At 62.1% G+C, this 15,198-nt stretch carries 17 protein-coding genes and 1 other RNA gene; 8 read left to right on the forward strand and 10 right to left on the reverse strand.

The window, feature by feature from the left end; genetic code table 11:
* Window positions 1-28: 28 nt before the first annotated feature.
* Window positions 29-967, reverse strand: a complete 939-nt coding sequence (locus ACMFWR_RS03920; RefSeq protein ID WP_413193718.1) for a class II glutamine amidotransferase — start codon at window positions 965-967, stop codon at window positions 29-31.
* Between the two features lie 85 nt (window positions 968-1,052).
* Between ACMFWR_RS03920 and pyrC the strand changes: the two genes are divergently transcribed.
* Complete coding sequence (pyrC, locus tag ACMFWR_RS03925; protein WP_413193719.1) at window positions 1,053-2,159, forward strand: dihydroorotase; 1,107 nt, start codon at window positions 1,053-1,055, stop codon at window positions 2,157-2,159.
* Window positions 2,160-2,293: 134 nt separating this feature from the next.
* An RNA gene (rnpB, locus tag ACMFWR_RS03930) (RNase P RNA component class A) lies at window positions 2,294-2,690 on the forward strand.
* A gap of 16 nt (window positions 2,691-2,706) precedes the next feature.
* Here rnpB and ACMFWR_RS03935 read toward each other — a convergent pair.
* Window positions 2,707-3,129, reverse strand: coding sequence for an OsmC family protein (locus ACMFWR_RS03935; protein WP_413193720.1), 423 nt, complete (start codon window positions 3,127-3,129; stop codon window positions 2,707-2,709).
* 665 nt (window positions 3,130-3,794) lie between these two features.
* On the opposite strand from ACMFWR_RS03935, the gene rplM reads away from it, so the two are divergent.
* From rplM to erpA, 3 genes are all read left to right on the forward strand, one after another.
* Entirely contained in the window at window positions 3,795-4,223 is a 429-nt protein-coding gene (gene rplM, locus ACMFWR_RS03940) for a 50S ribosomal protein L13 (protein WP_121083317.1), read from the forward strand.
* 12 nt (window positions 4,224-4,235) lie between these two features.
* Window positions 4,236-4,628: a 30S ribosomal protein S9 gene (gene rpsI / locus ACMFWR_RS03945; protein WP_413193721.1), complete on the forward strand. Its 393-nt coding sequence runs from the start codon at window positions 4,236-4,238 to the stop codon at window positions 4,626-4,628.
* Between the two features lie 369 nt (window positions 4,629-4,997).
* Entirely contained in the window at window positions 4,998-5,363 is a 366-nt protein-coding gene (erpA, locus tag ACMFWR_RS03950; protein WP_413193722.1) for an iron-sulfur cluster insertion protein ErpA, read from the forward strand.
* 169 nt (window positions 5,364-5,532) lie between these two features.
* On the opposite strand, the gene ACMFWR_RS03955 is transcribed toward erpA, so the two are convergent.
* Together ACMFWR_RS03955 and ACMFWR_RS03960 are read right to left on the reverse strand one after the other, a co-directional pair.
* Window positions 5,533-6,651: an anhydro-N-acetylmuramic acid kinase gene (locus tag ACMFWR_RS03955; protein ID WP_413193723.1), complete on the reverse strand. Its 1,119-nt coding sequence runs from the start codon at window positions 6,649-6,651 to the stop codon at window positions 5,533-5,535.
* A complete protein-coding gene (locus ACMFWR_RS03960; protein ID WP_413193724.1) occupies window positions 6,648-6,851 on the reverse strand; it encodes a hypothetical protein in 204 nt (67 codons plus the stop codon). Before ACMFWR_RS03960 ends, ACMFWR_RS03955 begins: the two co-directional genes overlap by 4 nt.
* Before the next feature lie 168 nt (window positions 6,852-7,019).
* On the opposite strand from ACMFWR_RS03960, the gene tyrS reads away from it, so the two are divergent.
* The 3 genes from tyrS (at window position 7,020) to ACMFWR_RS03975 (ending at window position 9,682) form a co-directional block, all read left to right on the forward strand.
* Window positions 7,020-8,261 carry a tyrosine--tRNA ligase gene (gene tyrS, locus ACMFWR_RS03965; protein WP_413193725.1) on the forward strand — a complete coding sequence of 414 codons (1,242 nt, stop codon included), beginning with the start codon at window positions 7,020-7,022 and terminating at the stop codon, window positions 8,259-8,261.
* A gap of 120 nt (window positions 8,262-8,381) precedes the next feature.
* Window positions 8,382-8,867, forward strand: coding sequence for a D-aminoacyl-tRNA deacylase (dtd, locus tag ACMFWR_RS03970; RefSeq protein WP_413193726.1), 486 nt, complete (start codon window positions 8,382-8,384; stop codon window positions 8,865-8,867).
* Window positions 8,864-9,682, forward strand: a complete 819-nt coding sequence (locus tag ACMFWR_RS03975) for a histidine phosphatase family protein (RefSeq protein WP_413193727.1) — start codon at window positions 8,864-8,866, stop codon at window positions 9,680-9,682. Before dtd ends, ACMFWR_RS03975 begins: the two co-directional genes overlap by 4 nt.
* Window positions 9,683-9,689: 7 nt before the next feature.
* Here the strand turns inward: ACMFWR_RS03975 and ruvB are convergent, their stop codons facing one another.
* The 6 genes from ruvB to dusB form a co-directional block, all read right to left on the reverse strand.
* Window positions 9,690-10,754 carry a Holliday junction branch migration DNA helicase RuvB gene (gene ruvB / locus ACMFWR_RS03980; protein WP_413193728.1) on the reverse strand — a complete coding sequence of 355 codons (1,065 nt, stop codon included), beginning with the start codon at window positions 10,752-10,754 and terminating at the stop codon, window positions 9,690-9,692.
* A 68-nt stretch (window positions 10,755-10,822) separates the two neighbouring features.
* Window positions 10,823-11,404 (reverse strand): Holliday junction branch migration protein RuvA, encoded by a 582-nt coding sequence (ruvA, locus tag ACMFWR_RS03985; protein ID WP_413193729.1) that lies wholly within the window; start codon window positions 11,402-11,404, stop codon window positions 10,823-10,825.
* 128 nt (window positions 11,405-11,532) lie between these two features.
* Window positions 11,533-12,075, reverse strand: a complete 543-nt coding sequence (gene ruvC, locus ACMFWR_RS03990; protein ID WP_413193730.1) for a crossover junction endodeoxyribonuclease RuvC — start codon at window positions 12,073-12,075, stop codon at window positions 11,533-11,535.
* A 90-nt stretch (window positions 12,076-12,165) separates the two neighbouring features.
* Window positions 12,166-13,743, reverse strand: coding sequence for a bifunctional phosphoribosylaminoimidazolecarboxamide formyltransferase/IMP cyclohydrolase (gene purH, locus ACMFWR_RS03995; RefSeq protein WP_413193731.1), 1,578 nt, complete (start codon window positions 13,741-13,743; stop codon window positions 12,166-12,168).
* 46 nt (window positions 13,744-13,789) lie between these two features.
* The gene (locus ACMFWR_RS04000; RefSeq protein WP_121083339.1) at window positions 13,790-14,023 is read right to left on the reverse strand and encodes a Fis family transcriptional regulator; all 234 of its coding nucleotides are present in this window, start codon (window positions 14,021-14,023) and stop codon (window positions 13,790-13,792) included.
* Window positions 14,020-15,090, reverse strand: a complete 1,071-nt coding sequence (gene dusB / locus ACMFWR_RS04005; protein WP_413194773.1) for a tRNA dihydrouridine synthase DusB — start codon at window positions 15,088-15,090, stop codon at window positions 14,020-14,022. Before dusB ends, ACMFWR_RS04000 begins: the two co-directional genes overlap by 4 nt.
* Window positions 15,091-15,198 lie beyond the last annotated feature (108 nt).

Here is a 15,198-nt window from a genome sequence, read left to right on the forward strand (position 1 = left end):
CTGACAGCGCGGCACGATCGAATCAACCTCAAGATTCCGTTGTGCGTTGTATATCGATCGTTCCCGCGGCGCACGGCGATTGCGCCGCTTTGACACGGACGGCGTCCGGTACCGGCAGGTTGGCCGTCATGACCGGCTCGCCGTCCTGAAACATCATGAAGTCGCCGGGCTGAAGGCGCGTCCACACTTCGTTGTCGGTCAGCGGCTGTGTCGCGATCACCGCGACACGATCGTCGGGCGTCGTGTAGTTCGCGAAGTCGACGGTCATGTCTTCATCGATCAGATGGGCGGTCGAGAACGGCCATTGCCGCACCAGGTAGTGCAGGTGTGTCGAGCAGTGCACGAAGAGCGCTTGCCCGTTCGACATCAGGAAGTTGAAGACCCCGTGACGCGAGATCTCGAGCGTCAAATCGCGGATCGCATCGAACAGTTCGGGCAAGGGCGGTTGCGCGGTCGGGAATCGCTCGCGCAGGCCTTCGAGAATCGCGCAGAACGCGTACTCGCTATCCGTGGTGCCGACCGGCTGGAAGACCCCTGTCAGCGCCGGCTTGAACTGCGTCGGCTGCACGACGACTTCGGTTGTATCTTCGACGACCGAGCCTTCCGCCAAGGCCTCAGCCAGCGGGTCTTTCTGCAGGTCACCGTTGTGCGCGAAGATCCAGTGACGGCCCCAGAGTTCACGCTGAAACGGATGGCAGTTCTCGAGCAGGATGCGTCCTTGCGTCGCCTTGCGAATATGCGCGATCGTGTTCTTCGACTTGATCGGATACTTTTTGACGAGCTCCGCGATCGGTGATGTCGCGGACGATTCATGATCGATGAACAGGCGGCACGCCTTGTCTTCGAAGAACGCGATCCCCCAGCCGTCGGCGTGATGGTCGGTGACGCCGCCGCGTTTGGCGAACCCCGTGAACGAAAAAGTCACGTCGGTCGGCGTCGCGCAGTTCATTCCTAGCAGTTGGCACATGGGTGAATCGTCCGCATTGCGCGGCAAGTCCGGGTCAGGTCGGTAAAATGCGATTTTGTCCGAGCATAGCACCCGACAGAATTCGATGAGCACGATCTTGAATACGGCCGCTTCGGCGGCAACACCTTCCTCGCAGTCCACCGCTGCGCCGATCAACGAACTGAAGATCGCCCGTCCCGACGACTGGCATCTTCACCTGCGAGACGGCGCGACACTGGCCGCCGTGCTGCCGCATACCGCGCGCCAGTTCGGCCGCGCGATTGTCATGCCCAACCTCAAGCCGCCGGTCACGACGGTCGCGGCCGCTGCCGCGTACCGCGACCGCATTCTGGCGGCGCTGCCGGCCGGCATGCGGTTCGAGCCGCTGATGACGCTGTATCTGACCGACAACACACCGGCCGACGAAATCCGCCGCGCGGTGGAATCGGGCTTTGTGCATGGCGTGAAGCTGTATCCGGCGGGCGCGACCACGAACTCCGACGCGGGCGTGACGGACCTTGCAAAGTGCAAGGGCGCGCTCGAAGCGATGCAGGAGCTGGGTCTGCCGCTGCTCGTGCACGGCGAAGTCACCGATTCGGCGATCGACCTGTTCGACCGCGAGAAGGTCTTTATCGACAAGGTCATGATTCCGCTGCGCCGGGACTATCCTGCGCTGCGCATCGTGTTTGAGCACATCACCACCGCGGATGCGGCTCACTACGTGCGTGACGCCGAAGCCGCACCGGGGCAGCTCGGCGCGACGATTACGGCGCACCACCTGCTCTACAACCGCAACGCGATTTTTCAGGGCGGCATCCGTCCGCACTACTACTGCCTGCCGGTGCTCAAGCGCGAGACGCACCGCGTCGCGCTCGTCGAAGCCGCGACGTCCGGCAATCCGCGATATTTCCTCGGCACCGACAGTGCGCCGCACGAGAAGGGCACGAAGGAGCACGCGTGTGGCTGCGCAGGCTGCTACACCGCGTTGCACGCGCTCGAACTGTACACAGAGGCGTTCGACAAGGCAGGCGCACTCGACAAGCTTGAAGGCTTCGCAAGCTTCTTCGGCCCCGATTTCTATCGCCTGCCGCGCAGCAATGAGCTGGCGACGTTGCGCCGGGAAGCCTGGTCGCTGCCCGCCGAGTTGCCGATGGGCGACGGCGTGGTCGTGCCGCTGCGTGCCGGCGAATCGATTGCGTGGAAGCTCGCCTGAGTCGAGCGTCCTGAGTTGACCTTGCAACGAGGCTGGGCGCGCGGCCGGCTGTGAGCTGGCGTGGGTATGTCCGTTGTCCGGTCGCGTCCCTGGCGACGAAGTCGGGCAGGTGCCCGTGCTAAACTCGCGTCCGCAAAGTGGGTCAGGCAGTCGCCGCCTCCGTCAGGAGGGGGAGGAAAGTCCGGACTCCATAGGGCAGGGTGATGGCTAACGGCCATCCGTGGTGACACGCGGAACAGGGCAACAGAGAACAGACCGCCGATGGCCGCGGGCGCAAGCTCGCGGATCAGGTAAGGGTGAAACGGTGCGGTAAGAGCGCACCGCGTCTGCGGTGACGTAGACGGCACGGTAACCTCCACCCGGAGCAATTCCAAATAGGCAGGCGCGCGCCTTCGGGCGCAGGACGGGGCCCCCGTTCGTCTGCGGGTAGGAAGCTTGAGCGCGCCAGCAATGGCGCGCCTAGAGGAATGACTGCCACGTGCGTTGGAAACGGCGTGTGCACAGAATCCGGCTTATCGACCCACTTTGCCCACTTATTCCAGAAGTCTCAATCTTCGACGATTTCGAACGAGTGCGTCAGTTCGGCCGTTTTGGCCATCATGATCGACGCCGAGCAATATTTGTCGTGCGAGAGGTTGATCGCACGTTCGATCGTCGCAGGGTTCAGGTTGCGGCCCGTCACCGTGAAGTGGAAGTGGATCTTCGTGAAGACCTTCGGGTCTTCCGATGCGCGATCCGCCTTCAGCGCCACCGTGCAGCCGCGAATGTCCTGACGGCTCTTCTTGGCGATCATCACGACGTCATACGCCGTGCAGCCGCCCGTGCCGAGCAGCACCATTTCCATCGGCCGCGGGGCGAGATTGCGGCCACCGCCTTCAGGCGCACCATCCATATTGACGAGATGTCCGCTGCCCGTTTCGGCCGCGAACGACATGCCGTCCTTGCCCATCCAGCTGATCTTGCATTCCATGCTTGTGCCTCATTGAAGTCCAGGGAGGCATTGTAGCGGGGGCATGCAAATCTCGCGCAAATTGAGAATTGCGGCATCGCACCATCTCGCTGCAGTGCGGGATATCCCTCGCTTTTTCGCGATATATCAGTGCGTGCAGCGCAGTGCATTCGCAGTCATTCGATCCAAATGATTGATTCATATAAGCATCGCAAGATCGGAGTATTCGTTATTCTTTTTTCTCAATATGAAATGCGATTTCGTAATGCAGGTTCTCTTGCATTGCACAACATTAGTCCTTATACTGCGTCTCATTGGTTGGCGAGCAATCGCCACCTCCGCTTGTCTCCTCCACCCTCCTCCAAAGGTGGATTACGCCCGAACATCGCGTTCGGGCTTTTTTTTGCCCCGAATCCTCGTGTGCAAGCAGTTTCAGCTTGCCGGGACAGGCAAATTTCCTTTAGAATCCACGGTTTTCCGCAAATGCCCGCGGAAAAAGATTCAGGGAGAGCCTGCGCGGATCGCGAGCGCGACGCAGCCCAAAGCCCCGCCCCATTGGATTCAGCAGTCGATGGCCATGCCGTTGATGTGAATGTGAAGGTGTGCGGAGCCGGGGTACAGACGTTGAGCCGACGGCCACCAACAAGCAGGAAGCAAGCAGGGCACCGACTTAATTTGGATCGATCATGAAGACTTTTTCCGCCAAGGCACATGAAGTGCAGCGCGAATGGTACGTGATTGACGCGACGGATAAGGTTCTCGGCCGTGTCGCCAGCGAAGTGGCACGCCGTCTTCGCGGCAAACACAAGCCTGAATTCACCCCGCACGTCGATACGGGCGATTTCATCGTTGTCATCAATGCTGGAAAGCTCAAGGTGACCGGCAACAAGACGACGGACAAGAAGTACTACCGTCACTCGGGTTACCCGGGCGGTATCTACGAAACGACGTTTGGCAAGATGCAGGAACGCTTCCCGGGCCGTGCGCTCGAGAAGGCAGTGAAGGGCATGCTGCCGAAGGGCCCGCTCGGCTACGCCATGATCAAGAAGCTCAAGGTCTACGCTGACGCAACTCACCCGCACTCGGCTCAACAGCCGAAGGCGCTCGAGATCTAAGGGAGCCTCACTGTGATCGGTAACTGGAACTATGGCACGGGCCGCCGCAAGAGCGCGGTCGCACGTGTGTTCATCAAGGCTGGCAAGGGCGAAATCACCGTCAACGGTAAGCCCATCGCTGACTACTTCTCGCGCGAAACGTCGCTGATGATCGTGCGCCAACCGCTGGAACTCACGCAGCACGCTTCGACGTTCGACATCAAGGTCAACGTGTCGGGCGGCGGCGAAACCGGCCAGGCTGGTGCAGTTCGTCACGGCATCACCCGTGCGCTGATGGACTACGACGCAACGCTGAAGTCGCAACTGTCGAACGCCGGCTTCGTGACGCGTGATGCGCGTGAAGTCGAACGTAAGAAGGTCGGCTTCCACAAGGCACGTCGCAGGAAGCAATTCTCGAAGCGTTAATCGGCTTCGATGCCATGGAGTCTGGCGTTTTTCCGGGCTCCATGTGCGAAAGCAAAAAGCCGCAGGCACTCCGCTTGCGGCTTTTTCTTTGTCCGGATCTTTTACAGATCCTTATCTGTAGGGTTGTTGCAACGCTCTGGAAGCGTGCTGCCTCAGCGGATTCTGGCGCGGGCGGGTACGGCGCATGCCTGCACCCGACGATACTTCCGGAATTCGAGCTGCTGAAACCGGCACGTCTGCGCATCGAAGATTTTTCGAGTCGCGGAAGGCCAAGGGCTTGAAAAACCCCTTTGCCGACATGACGTTGCGATAAGGACTACAATCGAGCCCAAACCCTACAATCGACCCCAAACTCCTTGGGAGAAGTTTATGAATGCAGTTACCGATACCGGCATCGCTGAAATGCCGGCACCGCTCGTCTTCACCGATAGCGCCGCTGACAAGGTCAAGCAGCTGATCGACGAAGAAGGCAACCCGGCGCTCAAGCTGCGCGTGTTCGTGCAGGGTGGCGGTTGCTCGGGCTTCCAGTACGGCTTTACGTTTGACGAAGAAGTCAACGAAGACGACACCGTCATGACGAAGGCCGGCGTCCAGCTGCTGATCGACTCGATGAGCTACCAGTACCTGGTTGGCGCCGAGATCGACTACAAGGACGACATCAACGGTGCGCAGTTCGTGATCAAGAATCCGAATGCAACCACGACGTGCGGTTGCGGATCGTCGTTCTCGGTTTAAGACCGGAAAGGCGGCGAGAGTCCATCGAACGCGACGCGTGACGCCTGCGGGGTGACCGCGTCGGTCGCTTGACCCGGCCCGTCGCATCTGCGACGAAAGCGACGAGCCAGAAAGCGACGAGTTCGTACTCGACGAAAAAAGCGCCTCTTCCGAGGCGCTTTTTTTACGTCTATCGCGGATACAGTGCGCCGAGCACGCGAGGTCCGCGAGCGCCGGTCACGGCCACGAGATTGCCCGGTTCACGGTGAACAAACCGGTAGGCGAGCCAGGCAAACGCGAAGGCCTCGACATGGTGAGGCGGAACGCCCAGCGCCGCCGTCGACTGGACCTCGGCGCGCAGGCCTCGACGGTTCAAGGCCTCATCGAGCATCGACATCAACGTCAGGTTGTACGCGCCGCCTCCACACACGTAGACGGCCTCGCACGCCGGCGCATGGCGGGCGATATCGCTCGCAATGGTCTCGGCAGTCAGCGCCGCCAGCGTTGCTTGCACGTCCGCAGGTTCCGGCAGCACGGCGACGTCACCGAGGCGCTGTGCGAGCCAGTCGGGATTGAACAAATCGCGACCCGTACTTTTCGGCGGCGCCGCCACGAAATAAGGATCTTCGAGCAGCGCGTCGAGCAAGGCTTCGTCGACGGTCCCGCTCGCAGCAAATGCCCCGCCCTCGTCGTACGCGGTGCCGCGGTGCTGCTGCACCCAGTAATCCATCAGCGCATTGCCCGGACCGCAATCGAAGCCGGTGACCGAGCCATCGGCGCTCAGCACGGTGATATTGCTGATACCGCCGATATTGCAGACCACACGGGTCACACCCGGGGCGCCGAACATCGTGGCATGAAACGCGGGTGCTAGCGGCGCACCGTGCCCCCCGGCGGCGATATCCCGGCTGCGGAAGTCCGCGATGACGTCTATGCCGGTGAGCTCGGCGATCAACGCCGGATTGTTGGATTGCCAGGTAAAGCCCAGTTCCGGCCGATGCCGGATGGTTTGTCCGTGCACGCCGATCGCAGTGACTTGCGACGGCTCGAGGCCGTTGTCGGTCAGGAGCTGGCGGCACACTTGTGCATAGCGTTCCGCCAGGGCGTTCGCGGCGAGCGCCTCGTGGTGGATCTCGTCCGCGCCGGGCGCCTGCAAGCGATGCAGCAGGACGCGCAGGTCGTCGGGAAAATCGACGAATGCCTCGCCGAGAACGCACGGGTGGGCGGGGTCCGACAAATCGACGGCGAGGCCGTCGACGCCATCCATGCTCGTGCCGGACATAAGGCCAAAGTAGATCTGCCGGGTCATCGGCGCTCCTGCGTCTGAGGTGGGTGATCGGGCGGTTCGTCGCCGCCATTGTGCCTCGCCCGGGCCTCGCTTTGCGAGCGCGCAGGCTGACGCGCCGGCGGCGCCGACGGTTCTGGCGAACACCACTGGGCCAGCAGGGCCGCGCACAGCAGCAGCCCGAGCACCTTCAGGCCAAAAAAATCTCGGTCAATCAGCGACATCACGTAAAATCCAGCGCTGAACCTTGCGTTGCGCGACCCCTTGTCGCACCGACGCCCGGCAGCCCGAGCAGGGCTGCGCCGACCGCCGTCCGCAGATCCGGCCCAGTATATCGACGGGCTTTCGCGCGAGGCTTCGGACAATTCCCAAATCCATTCAGTCGATCCAGCATGTCGAGTCCGCAATCTCCGAATCCCGTCTACCCTCTGACCGATGAAGTCCGTCACGCGCTGGCTGTTGCGAAGCGCGGCTGCGACGAACTGCTGATCGAAGAAGAGTTTGCGCAGAAACTCGCGCGTAGCGCCGCAACGGGCAAGCCGTTGCGCATCAAGCTGGGTCTCGATCCGACGTCGCCCGATATCCATATCGGCCACACGGTCGTGCTCAACAAGATGCGCCAGCTTCAGGACCTCGGTCACCACGTGATCTTCCTGATCGGCGACTTCACATCGCTGATCGGCGACCCGTCGGGTCGTAACGTCACTCGCCCGCCGCTCACGCGCGAACAGATCGAAGACAACGCGAAGACCTACTTCGAGCAGGCGAGCATGGTGCTCGACGCCGAGAAGACCGAAATCCGCTACAACAGTGAGTGGTCGCTGCCGCTTGGTGCCGATGGCATGATCAAGCTGGCTTCGCGCTACACCGTGGCGCGCATGCTCGAGCGCGACGACTTCACGAAGCGCTACCAGGGTGGCGTGCCCATTTCGGTCCACGAATTTCTTTACCCGCTGATGCAGGGCTACGACTCGGTCGCACTCGAATCCGACCTCGAGCTCGGCGGCACCGATCAGAAGTTCAATCTGCTCGTCGGCCGTGAACTGCAAAAGCAATACGGGCAGGAGCAGCAGTGCATTCTGACGATGCCGCTGCTCGAAGGGCTCGACGGCGTCGACAAGATGTCGAAGTCGAAGAACAACTACGTCGGCATCAAAGACAAGCCGGAGGACATGTTCGGCAAGCTGATGAGCATTTCCGACGTGCTGATGTGGCGCTACTTCGAGCTGCTGTCGTTCCGCGCCATGGATGAAATTGCGGGTTTCAAGCGTGAGGCGGAAGCCGGCCGCAACCCGCGCGATTTCAAGGTCATGCTGGGCCAGGAAATCGTCACGCGATTCCATTCGGCAGCCGATGCCGAGCGTGCGCTCGAGGCGTTCGACAAGCGGGCGAAGGGTGGCATTCCGGACGACATTCCCGAGATCAGCCTCAGCGGCGCGCCGCTGGCGATCGGTGCCTTGCTCAAGCAAGCGGGCCTCGCGCCCTCGACGAGCGAAGCACTGCGTAACGTCGAGCAGGGCGGCGTGCGCATTGACGGCACGCAGATCTCCGACAAGGGCCTCAAAGTCGACGCCGGCACGTTTGTCGTGCAAGTCGGCAAGCGCAAGTTCGCGCGTGTCACGTTGACGGCCTGAAGCAAGGAACCGTCTCGAACCTGGCGGGCCGCAACGAGCGCCTTCGCAGCGGCCGCGCGAACGCTCCCTCTTTCACGCAGTGGCAAGCCAATTGCCACTTGCCGACGCGAGACGTTTTCGATGATTGCATTGATCCAGCGAGTCAAACGCGCCGACGTCACGGTGGAGGGCCAGGTGATCGGCTCGATCGGTGCGGGACTGCTCGCATTGGTCTGCGCCGAGCGCGACGATGACGAAGCAACGGCCGAGCGCCTCGTCTCGAAGATGCTGAACTACCGTGTGTTTGAAGACGGCGCGCAGAAGATGAACCGCAGCGTGCGCAGTCTCGATGGCGCGGATCAGGCGGGCGGCGTGTTGCTGGTGCCCCAGTTCACGCTGGCGGCGGACACGTCGAGCGGATCGCGCCCGAGCTTCACGCCTGCAGCGCCGCCCGAACTCGGGCGTGTGTTGTTCGATCATTTTGTCGCCACGACACGCAGCCAGCACCCGATTGTCGAAACGGGATCGTTCGGCGCCTATATGCAGGTCTCGCTGGTCAACGATGGTCCTGTGACCTTTTGGCTTCACGCGCGCTCCGAGCGTGCTTCCGCCCGGAGCGCGGCATGACAACGACACTGATTCTGATCCGTCACGGCGAGACGTCCTGGAATGCGATCAAGCGCATTCAGGGGTTCACCGATATTCCGCTCAATGAGGTCGGGCTGCGCCAGGCCGATGACCTGGGCGAGCGATTTGAGCGGCTCGTTCGATCGGCTCAAGTCCCGACAGGAACCGGCCATTCCACGGCACATGCCGAATCGACGGAATCCATCGGGTCCACCGAATCCACTGAATCCGATCCGCTCATCGCTGCATTGGCCGATGCCGACGGCATCGCGTCGTATGCCGCCAAGCCCATCGCGGCGGTGTATTCGAGCGATCTGATTCGGGCGCAGCAAACCGCGGCGCCCCTCGCGAAGGCGTTGGGCCTGACACCGGTCCTGGATGCGAGCGTACGCGAGCGCAACTACGGGTTGTTTGAAGGGATGAGCCCGGAAGAAATCGCCGCCCGTTTTCCCGAAGAATATGCGCATTGGCAGACACGCGATCCCGAGTTTCGACCGGGTCCGGGCGAGTCGCAGCAGATGTTTCATGATCGGGTCGTGACGGCGTTGCGCGCGATCGCATCGAAGCACCCCGGCGAGCGTGTCGTGGTAGTCGCGCACGGTGGTGTGCTCGACAATGCGCGCCGTCACGCGCAATCACTGCCGCTGCAGCACAAGCGCGACTATCTCTTGCTGAATGCCAGCGTCAACGTGTTTGCGTTCGAACAAGCGGGCGTACGCATGGTGCATTGGGGTGACGTGGCGCACTTGCATTCGGATGACGCGGCGCAAGACGATACGCGTCCTGAGCGCGTACCGGATACGCGCATTCTCTGAGTTTCGGTTAATCCTGCCCTGCCGCGTCCCAAAGATCCTTGATCGGACCGGCGTCGGGCGCTGCCAGCCCGAAATGCCGATAGGCGAGCAACGTCGCGACCCGGCCGCGAGGCGTGCGTTGCAAGAACCCTTGCTGGATCAGGTAAGGCTCAAGCACATCTTCAATGGTGTCTCGCTCTTCGCCGATCGCGGCGGCCAGATTGTCGACACCGACGGGACCGCCGTCGAACTTGTGCAGAATGGCCTCGAGCAGCTTGCGGTCCATCAGATCGAACCCCACGCCGTCGACATCGAGCATGCGCAATGCCGCATCCGCAACGGCTGCACTGATCTTTCCGTCCGCCCGTACTTCAGCGTAGTCGCGCACGCGGCGAAGCAGTCGATTGGCGATCCGCGGCGTGCCGCGCGAGCGCTTTGCGATTTCGAACGCGCCGTCTTCAGCGATCGTTGCACCGAGCAGATCCGCCGAGCGCAAAACGATGCGCGTGAGTTCCGTCGCGTTGTAGAACTCCAGGCGCGCAACGATGCCGAAACGGTCGCGCAGCGGGTTCGTCAGCATGCCGGCACGCGTCGTCGCGCCGACGAGCGTGAACGGCTGGAGGTCGAGCTTCACGCTGCGCGCCGCCGGCCCTTCGCCGATCATGATGTCGATCTGATAATCCTCGAGCGCCGGGTACAGAATTTCTTCGACGACCGGCGAAAGCCGGTGAATCTCGTCGATAAACAGCACATCGTTGGCTTCGAGGTTGGTCAGCAGCGCGGCGAGGTCGCCCGCGCGCTCGAGCACGGGGCCCGATGTCTGACGCAGGTTCACGCCCATTTCGCGCGCGATGATATGCGCGAGCGTCGTTTTGCCGAGTCCCGGCGGACCGAAGAGCAGCACGTGGTCGAGCGCTTCCGAGCGCTTGCGCGCCGCCTGGATGAAGATCTCGAGCTGATTGCGGACCTTTTCCTGCCCGACATATTCGTCGAGCACCTTGGGCCGCAGTGCGCGTTCGAACGCTTCCTCGTTCGGAGAGACCGGGGTGGCGGCGATCACGCGCTCGCCAGTGAGCTTGTCGGATTCAATCATGGCAACGATTGTACAGCGCTGCTCGCAGGGAAATCGGGTGCGTTTGGGTCACGGACCACGGCGACCCCTTAGCCCTTCGACAACGCCTTCAGTGCGAGTTTGATGCCTTCTGACACGCCGGTGCCTGCCGGAACGCTCTTGATCGCGGTGAGCGCTTCCTTTTCGGAGTAGCCGAGTGCGAGCAGCGCATTGAGGATGTCGGATGCATGATCGGAGGCCGATACCGTCGCCGCCGCAGCGCCGAGATCCGCGCCGAGCTTGCCCTTGAGTTCGAGCAAGAGGCGTTCAGCCGTTTTCTTGCCGATCCCCGGCACGCGCGTCAGTCGCGCCGCATCCTGCAGCGTGACAGTCTGCGCGAGTTCGGCGACGCTCATCCCCGACAGCACGGACAGCGCCATGCGCGCGCCAATCCCCGAGATCTTGAGCAACTCGCGGAACGCCGCACGCTCCTCGCCGGTGCCGAAGCCGAACAACTGATGCGCATCCTCGCGCACGATCTGCTGCGTCAGCAGCACCACGCGCTCACCCGTCGAAGGCAGGTTGTAGAACGTGCTCATTGGCACATCGATTTCGTATCCGACGCCGTTGCAGTCGACGAGCAGATGAGGGGGATTTTTTTCGAGCAAGACGCCCGCAATGCGACCGATCATGGCAACTCAGCAAGAAAGAGAAAGGCTGAACGAAACGAGTAGCGCCGAGTGTATCCGATGGCTGCCGCATAGGGCACCGGCATCGACGCGTCGTTCGTCCGCACACCGGTGTTGCGGCTCGCGCGCGTCTAACCGACCAGCCGTCCGCGTCGTACGCGATAGCCCTTTTTCGCAAGCCCGGGCGCGAGCGTACCAATTGCCGCGATCGCGTTGTTCGCATGCGCATGGCAGATCGCCACGCCGAGCGCATCGGCGGCATCCGTTGTCGGTGTGCCGGACAGTGACAGCAGGCGGACCACCATATCCTGCACTTGAGCCTTGGTCGCCCGACCCGTCCCGACAACCGCTTGCTTGAGTTGGAGCGCTGTGTACTCGGCGACGGGCAAGCCGCCGGCAACGAGACCAGTGATGGCCGCGCCGCGCGCCTGACCGAGTAACAGCGTCGATTGCGGATTGACGTTGACGAAGACTTTTTCGATCGACGCCTGATCGGGCCGATGCTCGGCGATCAACGTCGTGATGCCGGTGAAGATCGTGCCGAGGCGCGTCGCGAGATCACCATCGGGCGTACGGATCACGCCCGATGCGACGTAGCTGAGCGCATGCCCGTGTTTGTCGATGACGCCGAACCCGGTGACGCGCAGGCCAGGGTCGATCCCGAGGATACGCACGGTCGGCGGCTCTCGATAAGGGCGGAGTGGAAGATGGGGGTGACGGACTGCCGGACGCCCGCTATGCAACGCGCGTCCGGCGCACTCCGGTCAATGACGGAAGTGACGCGTGCCCGTGAGCACCATCGCGATATTGTGTTCGTCGGCGGCAGCGATCACTTCGTCGTCGCGCACCGAGCCACCCGGCTGAATCACACAGGTCGCGCCGGCGTTGACGACGACGTCGAGGCCGTCGCGGAACGGGAAGAACGCATCCGACGCCACGGCCGAACCGTTGAGCGAGAGGCCGGCGTTCGTCGCCTTGATGCCTGCGATGCGCGCCGAGTCGACACGGCTCATCTGACCTGCGCCGACGCCGAGCGTCATGCCGCCCGCGCAGAACACGATCGCGTTCGACTTGACGAACTTCGCGACGCGCCACGCAAACAGCAGGTCTTCCATTTCCTTCGGAGTCGGGTGACGCTTGGTCACGACCTGAAGTTCGTTCTTCTGTACATTCTTTGCATCGGCCGATTGCACGAGCAAGCCGCCGCCGACACGCTTGAGGTCGAACGGATTGTGAATGTCACGATCGGCTTGCGTCAGCGGAATCTCGAGCAGACGTACGTTTTGCTTCGCTGCGAAAACAGCCTTCGCACCAGCGCTGAACGACGGTGCGAGCAGCACTTCGACGAACTGCTTCGCGACGGCCTGTGCAGCGGCCTCGTCGACTTCGACGTTGAACGCGATGATGCCGCCGAAAGCCGATGTCGGGTCCGTCTTGAAGGCCTTCTCATAGGCTTCGAGCGCGTGTGCGCCGAGCGCGACACCGCACGGATTGGCATGCTTGATGATCACGCACGCAGGGCCGACGAACGTCTTCACACATTCCCAAGCCGCATCGGCATCGGCGATGTTGTTGTACGAGAGCTCCTTGCCCTGAAGCTGCGTGTAGTTCGCGAGCGAGCCCGACGGCACGACGATATCGCGGTAGAACGCAGCCTTCTGGTGGGGGTTCTCGCCATAGCGCAGATCCTGCACCTTCTCGAATGCGAGGTTCAGCGTCGCCGGATACGGATTGCGGTTCTGATGCGAGAGGTCTTCGCCAAGGCTCGTCAGATAGTTCGTGATCGCGCCGTCGTATTGCGCCGTGTGCTTGAACACCTTCGTCGCAAGGCGGAAATTCGTCGGGTAGCCGACCGTGTTGCCATTCGCGCGCATTTCATCGAGCACGACGGCGTAGTCGGCCGGATCGACGATCACCGTGACGTCGCGATGATTCTTCGCCGCCGAGCGCAGCATCGTCGGGCCGCCAATGTCGATATTTTCGATCGCATCTTCAAGCGTGCAATCGTCCTTCGCCACCGTCTCACGGAACGGGTACAGATTGACGACCATCAGGTCGATCGTCGGAATACCGTGTTCTTCGAGCTTGGCCATGTGCTCGGGCAAGTCGCGGCGCGCGAGGATGCCGCCGTGCACCTTCGGATGCAAGGTCTTGACGCGTCCGTCGAGCATCTCCGGAAAGCCCGTGTAGTCGGCGACTTCGGTCACCTTCAGGCCCGCCTCGGCAAGCAGTTTGGCGGTGCCGCCCGTGGAAAGGAGCGAGACGCCGAGCGCGGAGAGTGCCTTGGCGAAATCGACGATGCCCGACTTGTCGGAAACGGAGAGAAGCGCTTGCTTGATCATGGCGATGGGGAAGGCAAAGGTGAGGGCGGCCGGCTCGCGCGCCGGGTCACAGCAGTCCGTGCTGCTGGAGTTTCTTGCGCAAGGTATTGCGGTTGATGCCGAGATATTCGGCGGCGAGCGACTGATTGCCGTTCGCATGTTCGAGCACGAGTTCGAGCATCGGCTTCTCGACGATCGAGATCACCATTTCGTAGATGTCGTGCGGACGCGACCCATCGAGGTCCTGGAAATACATGCCGAGGCTGTCGCGCACGGATTGTTCGATATTGTTCTTGCTCATGCTGCTAGTCGATCGAGTTTGTCGGGGCCGCCTTCCGCGTCGCCCGGCTCGGCTTCTTCGGTGTAGACGAGACGGTCCGAGAACTGTGCCTGCTCGTCGAAAAACGCATTGACGGCGGCAAGCTGCTCGCGGGTGGAATCCAGCGTATTCATCCGGTGGCGGAACCCCTGTGCGCCGGAAAGGCCGCGAGTGTACCAGCCGATGTGCTTGCGCGCCGTTCTCACGCCAGTAAATTCGCCATAGAACGCATAGTGATCTTCGAGGTGGTGATTCATCACCCCCCGGATTTCATCGATGCGCGGCGGCGGCAACAGCTCGCCCGTGGCGAGAAAATGCTCGATCTCGCGAAACAGCCACGGGCGCCCCTGCGCGGCCCGGCCAATCATCAACGCATCCGCGCCGGTTTGCTCGAGCACGTATTGCGCCTTTTGCGGCGACGTGACATCGCCGTTCGCGACAACCGGAATCGACACCGAGCGCTTGACCGCGGCGATCGTGTCGTACTCGGCCGACCCGTGGTACAGGTCCGCACGCGTGCGGCCGTGTACGGTCAGCATCGAAATGCCGGCTTCCTGCGCGATATGCGCAATGCGCAAGGCATTGCGGTTTTCGTGATTCCAGCCCGTGCGGATCTTCAACGTCACAGGGACGGCATCGGGTCCCGTGCCCACCGCGCCGACCACCGCCTCGACGATCTGTTTGACGAGTGCCTCATTCTGCAAAAGCGCCGACCCCGCGGCGACATTGCAGACCTTTTTGGCCGGACATCCCATGTTGATGTCGATGATCTGCGCGCCGTGATCGACGTTGTATCGCGCGGCCTCGGCCATCATGGCCGGATCGGCACCCGCGATCTGCACGGCGATCGGTTCGACCTCGCCCGTGTGGTTCGCGCGCCGCATGGTTTTTTCGCTTTTCCAGAGCTGGGCGTTCGACGCCACCATTTCGGAGACGGCATAACCCGCGCCAAGCGACTTGCAAAGCTGGCGGAAAGGACGATCCGTTACGCCGGCCATAGGGGCGACGAACAGATTGTTTCGCAAGGTGTGACGGCCGATCGAAGGCATGGCAGCAAACGCGCGCGACCAGGTCTTGAGGGTCACGGCGGCGTGGAAAAGTGCGTATTTTACAGGCAAACAAAACCGAGCCTGAAGAGGCAGGATGTTAAATCTGTG

Source organism: Pararobbsia alpina, from assembly GCF_965118125.1.
GTDB lineage: Bacteria > Pseudomonadota > Gammaproteobacteria > Burkholderiales > Burkholderiaceae > Pararobbsia > Pararobbsia alpina_A.

Bases quoted from the DNA above. Each gene is read 5' to 3' on its own strand.
- ACMFWR_RS03935 (WP_413193720.1), bottom strand. From the start codon at position 3,129: ATGGAATGCAAGATCAGCTGGATGGGCAAGGACGGCATGTCGTTCGCG.
- ruvB (WP_413193728.1), bottom strand. From the start codon at position 10,754: ATGATTGAATCCGACAAGCTCACTGGCGAGCGCGTGATCGCCGCCACC.
- dtd (WP_413193726.1), top strand. From the start codon at position 8,382: ATGATTGCATTGATCCAGCGAGTCAAACGCGCCGACGTCACGGTGGAG.
- ACMFWR_RS03960 (WP_413193724.1), bottom strand. From the start codon at position 6,851: ATGTCGCTGATTGACCGAGATTTTTTTGGCCTGAAGGTGCTCGGGCTG.
- ACMFWR_RS04000 (WP_121083339.1), bottom strand. From the start codon at position 14,023: ATGAGCAAGAACAATATCGAACAATCCGTGCGCGACAGCCTCGGCATG.
- ACMFWR_RS03955 (WP_413193723.1), bottom strand. From the start codon at position 6,651: ATGACCCGGCAGATCTACTTTGGCCTTATGTCCGGCACGAGCATGGAT.
- pyrC (WP_413193719.1), top strand. From the start codon at position 1,053: ATGAGCACGATCTTGAATACGGCCGCTTCGGCGGCAACACCTTCCTCG.
- dusB (WP_413194773.1), bottom strand. From the start codon at position 15,090: ATGCCTTCGATCGGCCGTCACACCTTGCGAAACAATCTGTTCGTCGCC.
- ruvA (WP_413193729.1), bottom strand. From the start codon at position 11,404: ATGATCGGTCGCATTGCGGGCGTCTTGCTCGAAAAAAATCCCCCTCAT.
- ACMFWR_RS03920 (WP_413193718.1), bottom strand. From the start codon at position 967: ATGTGCCAACTGCTAGGAATGAACTGCGCGACGCCGACCGACGTGACT.
- rplM (WP_121083317.1), top strand. From the start codon at position 3,795: ATGAAGACTTTTTCCGCCAAGGCACATGAAGTGCAGCGCGAATGGTAC.
- tyrS (WP_413193725.1), top strand. From the start codon at position 7,020: ATGTCGAGTCCGCAATCTCCGAATCCCGTCTACCCTCTGACCGATGAA.
- purH (WP_413193731.1), bottom strand. From the start codon at position 13,743: ATGATCAAGCAAGCGCTTCTCTCCGTTTCCGACAAGTCGGGCATCGTC.
- ACMFWR_RS03975 (WP_413193727.1), top strand. From the start codon at position 8,864: ATGACAACGACACTGATTCTGATCCGTCACGGCGAGACGTCCTGGAAT.
- erpA (WP_413193722.1), top strand. From the start codon at position 4,998: ATGAATGCAGTTACCGATACCGGCATCGCTGAAATGCCGGCACCGCTC.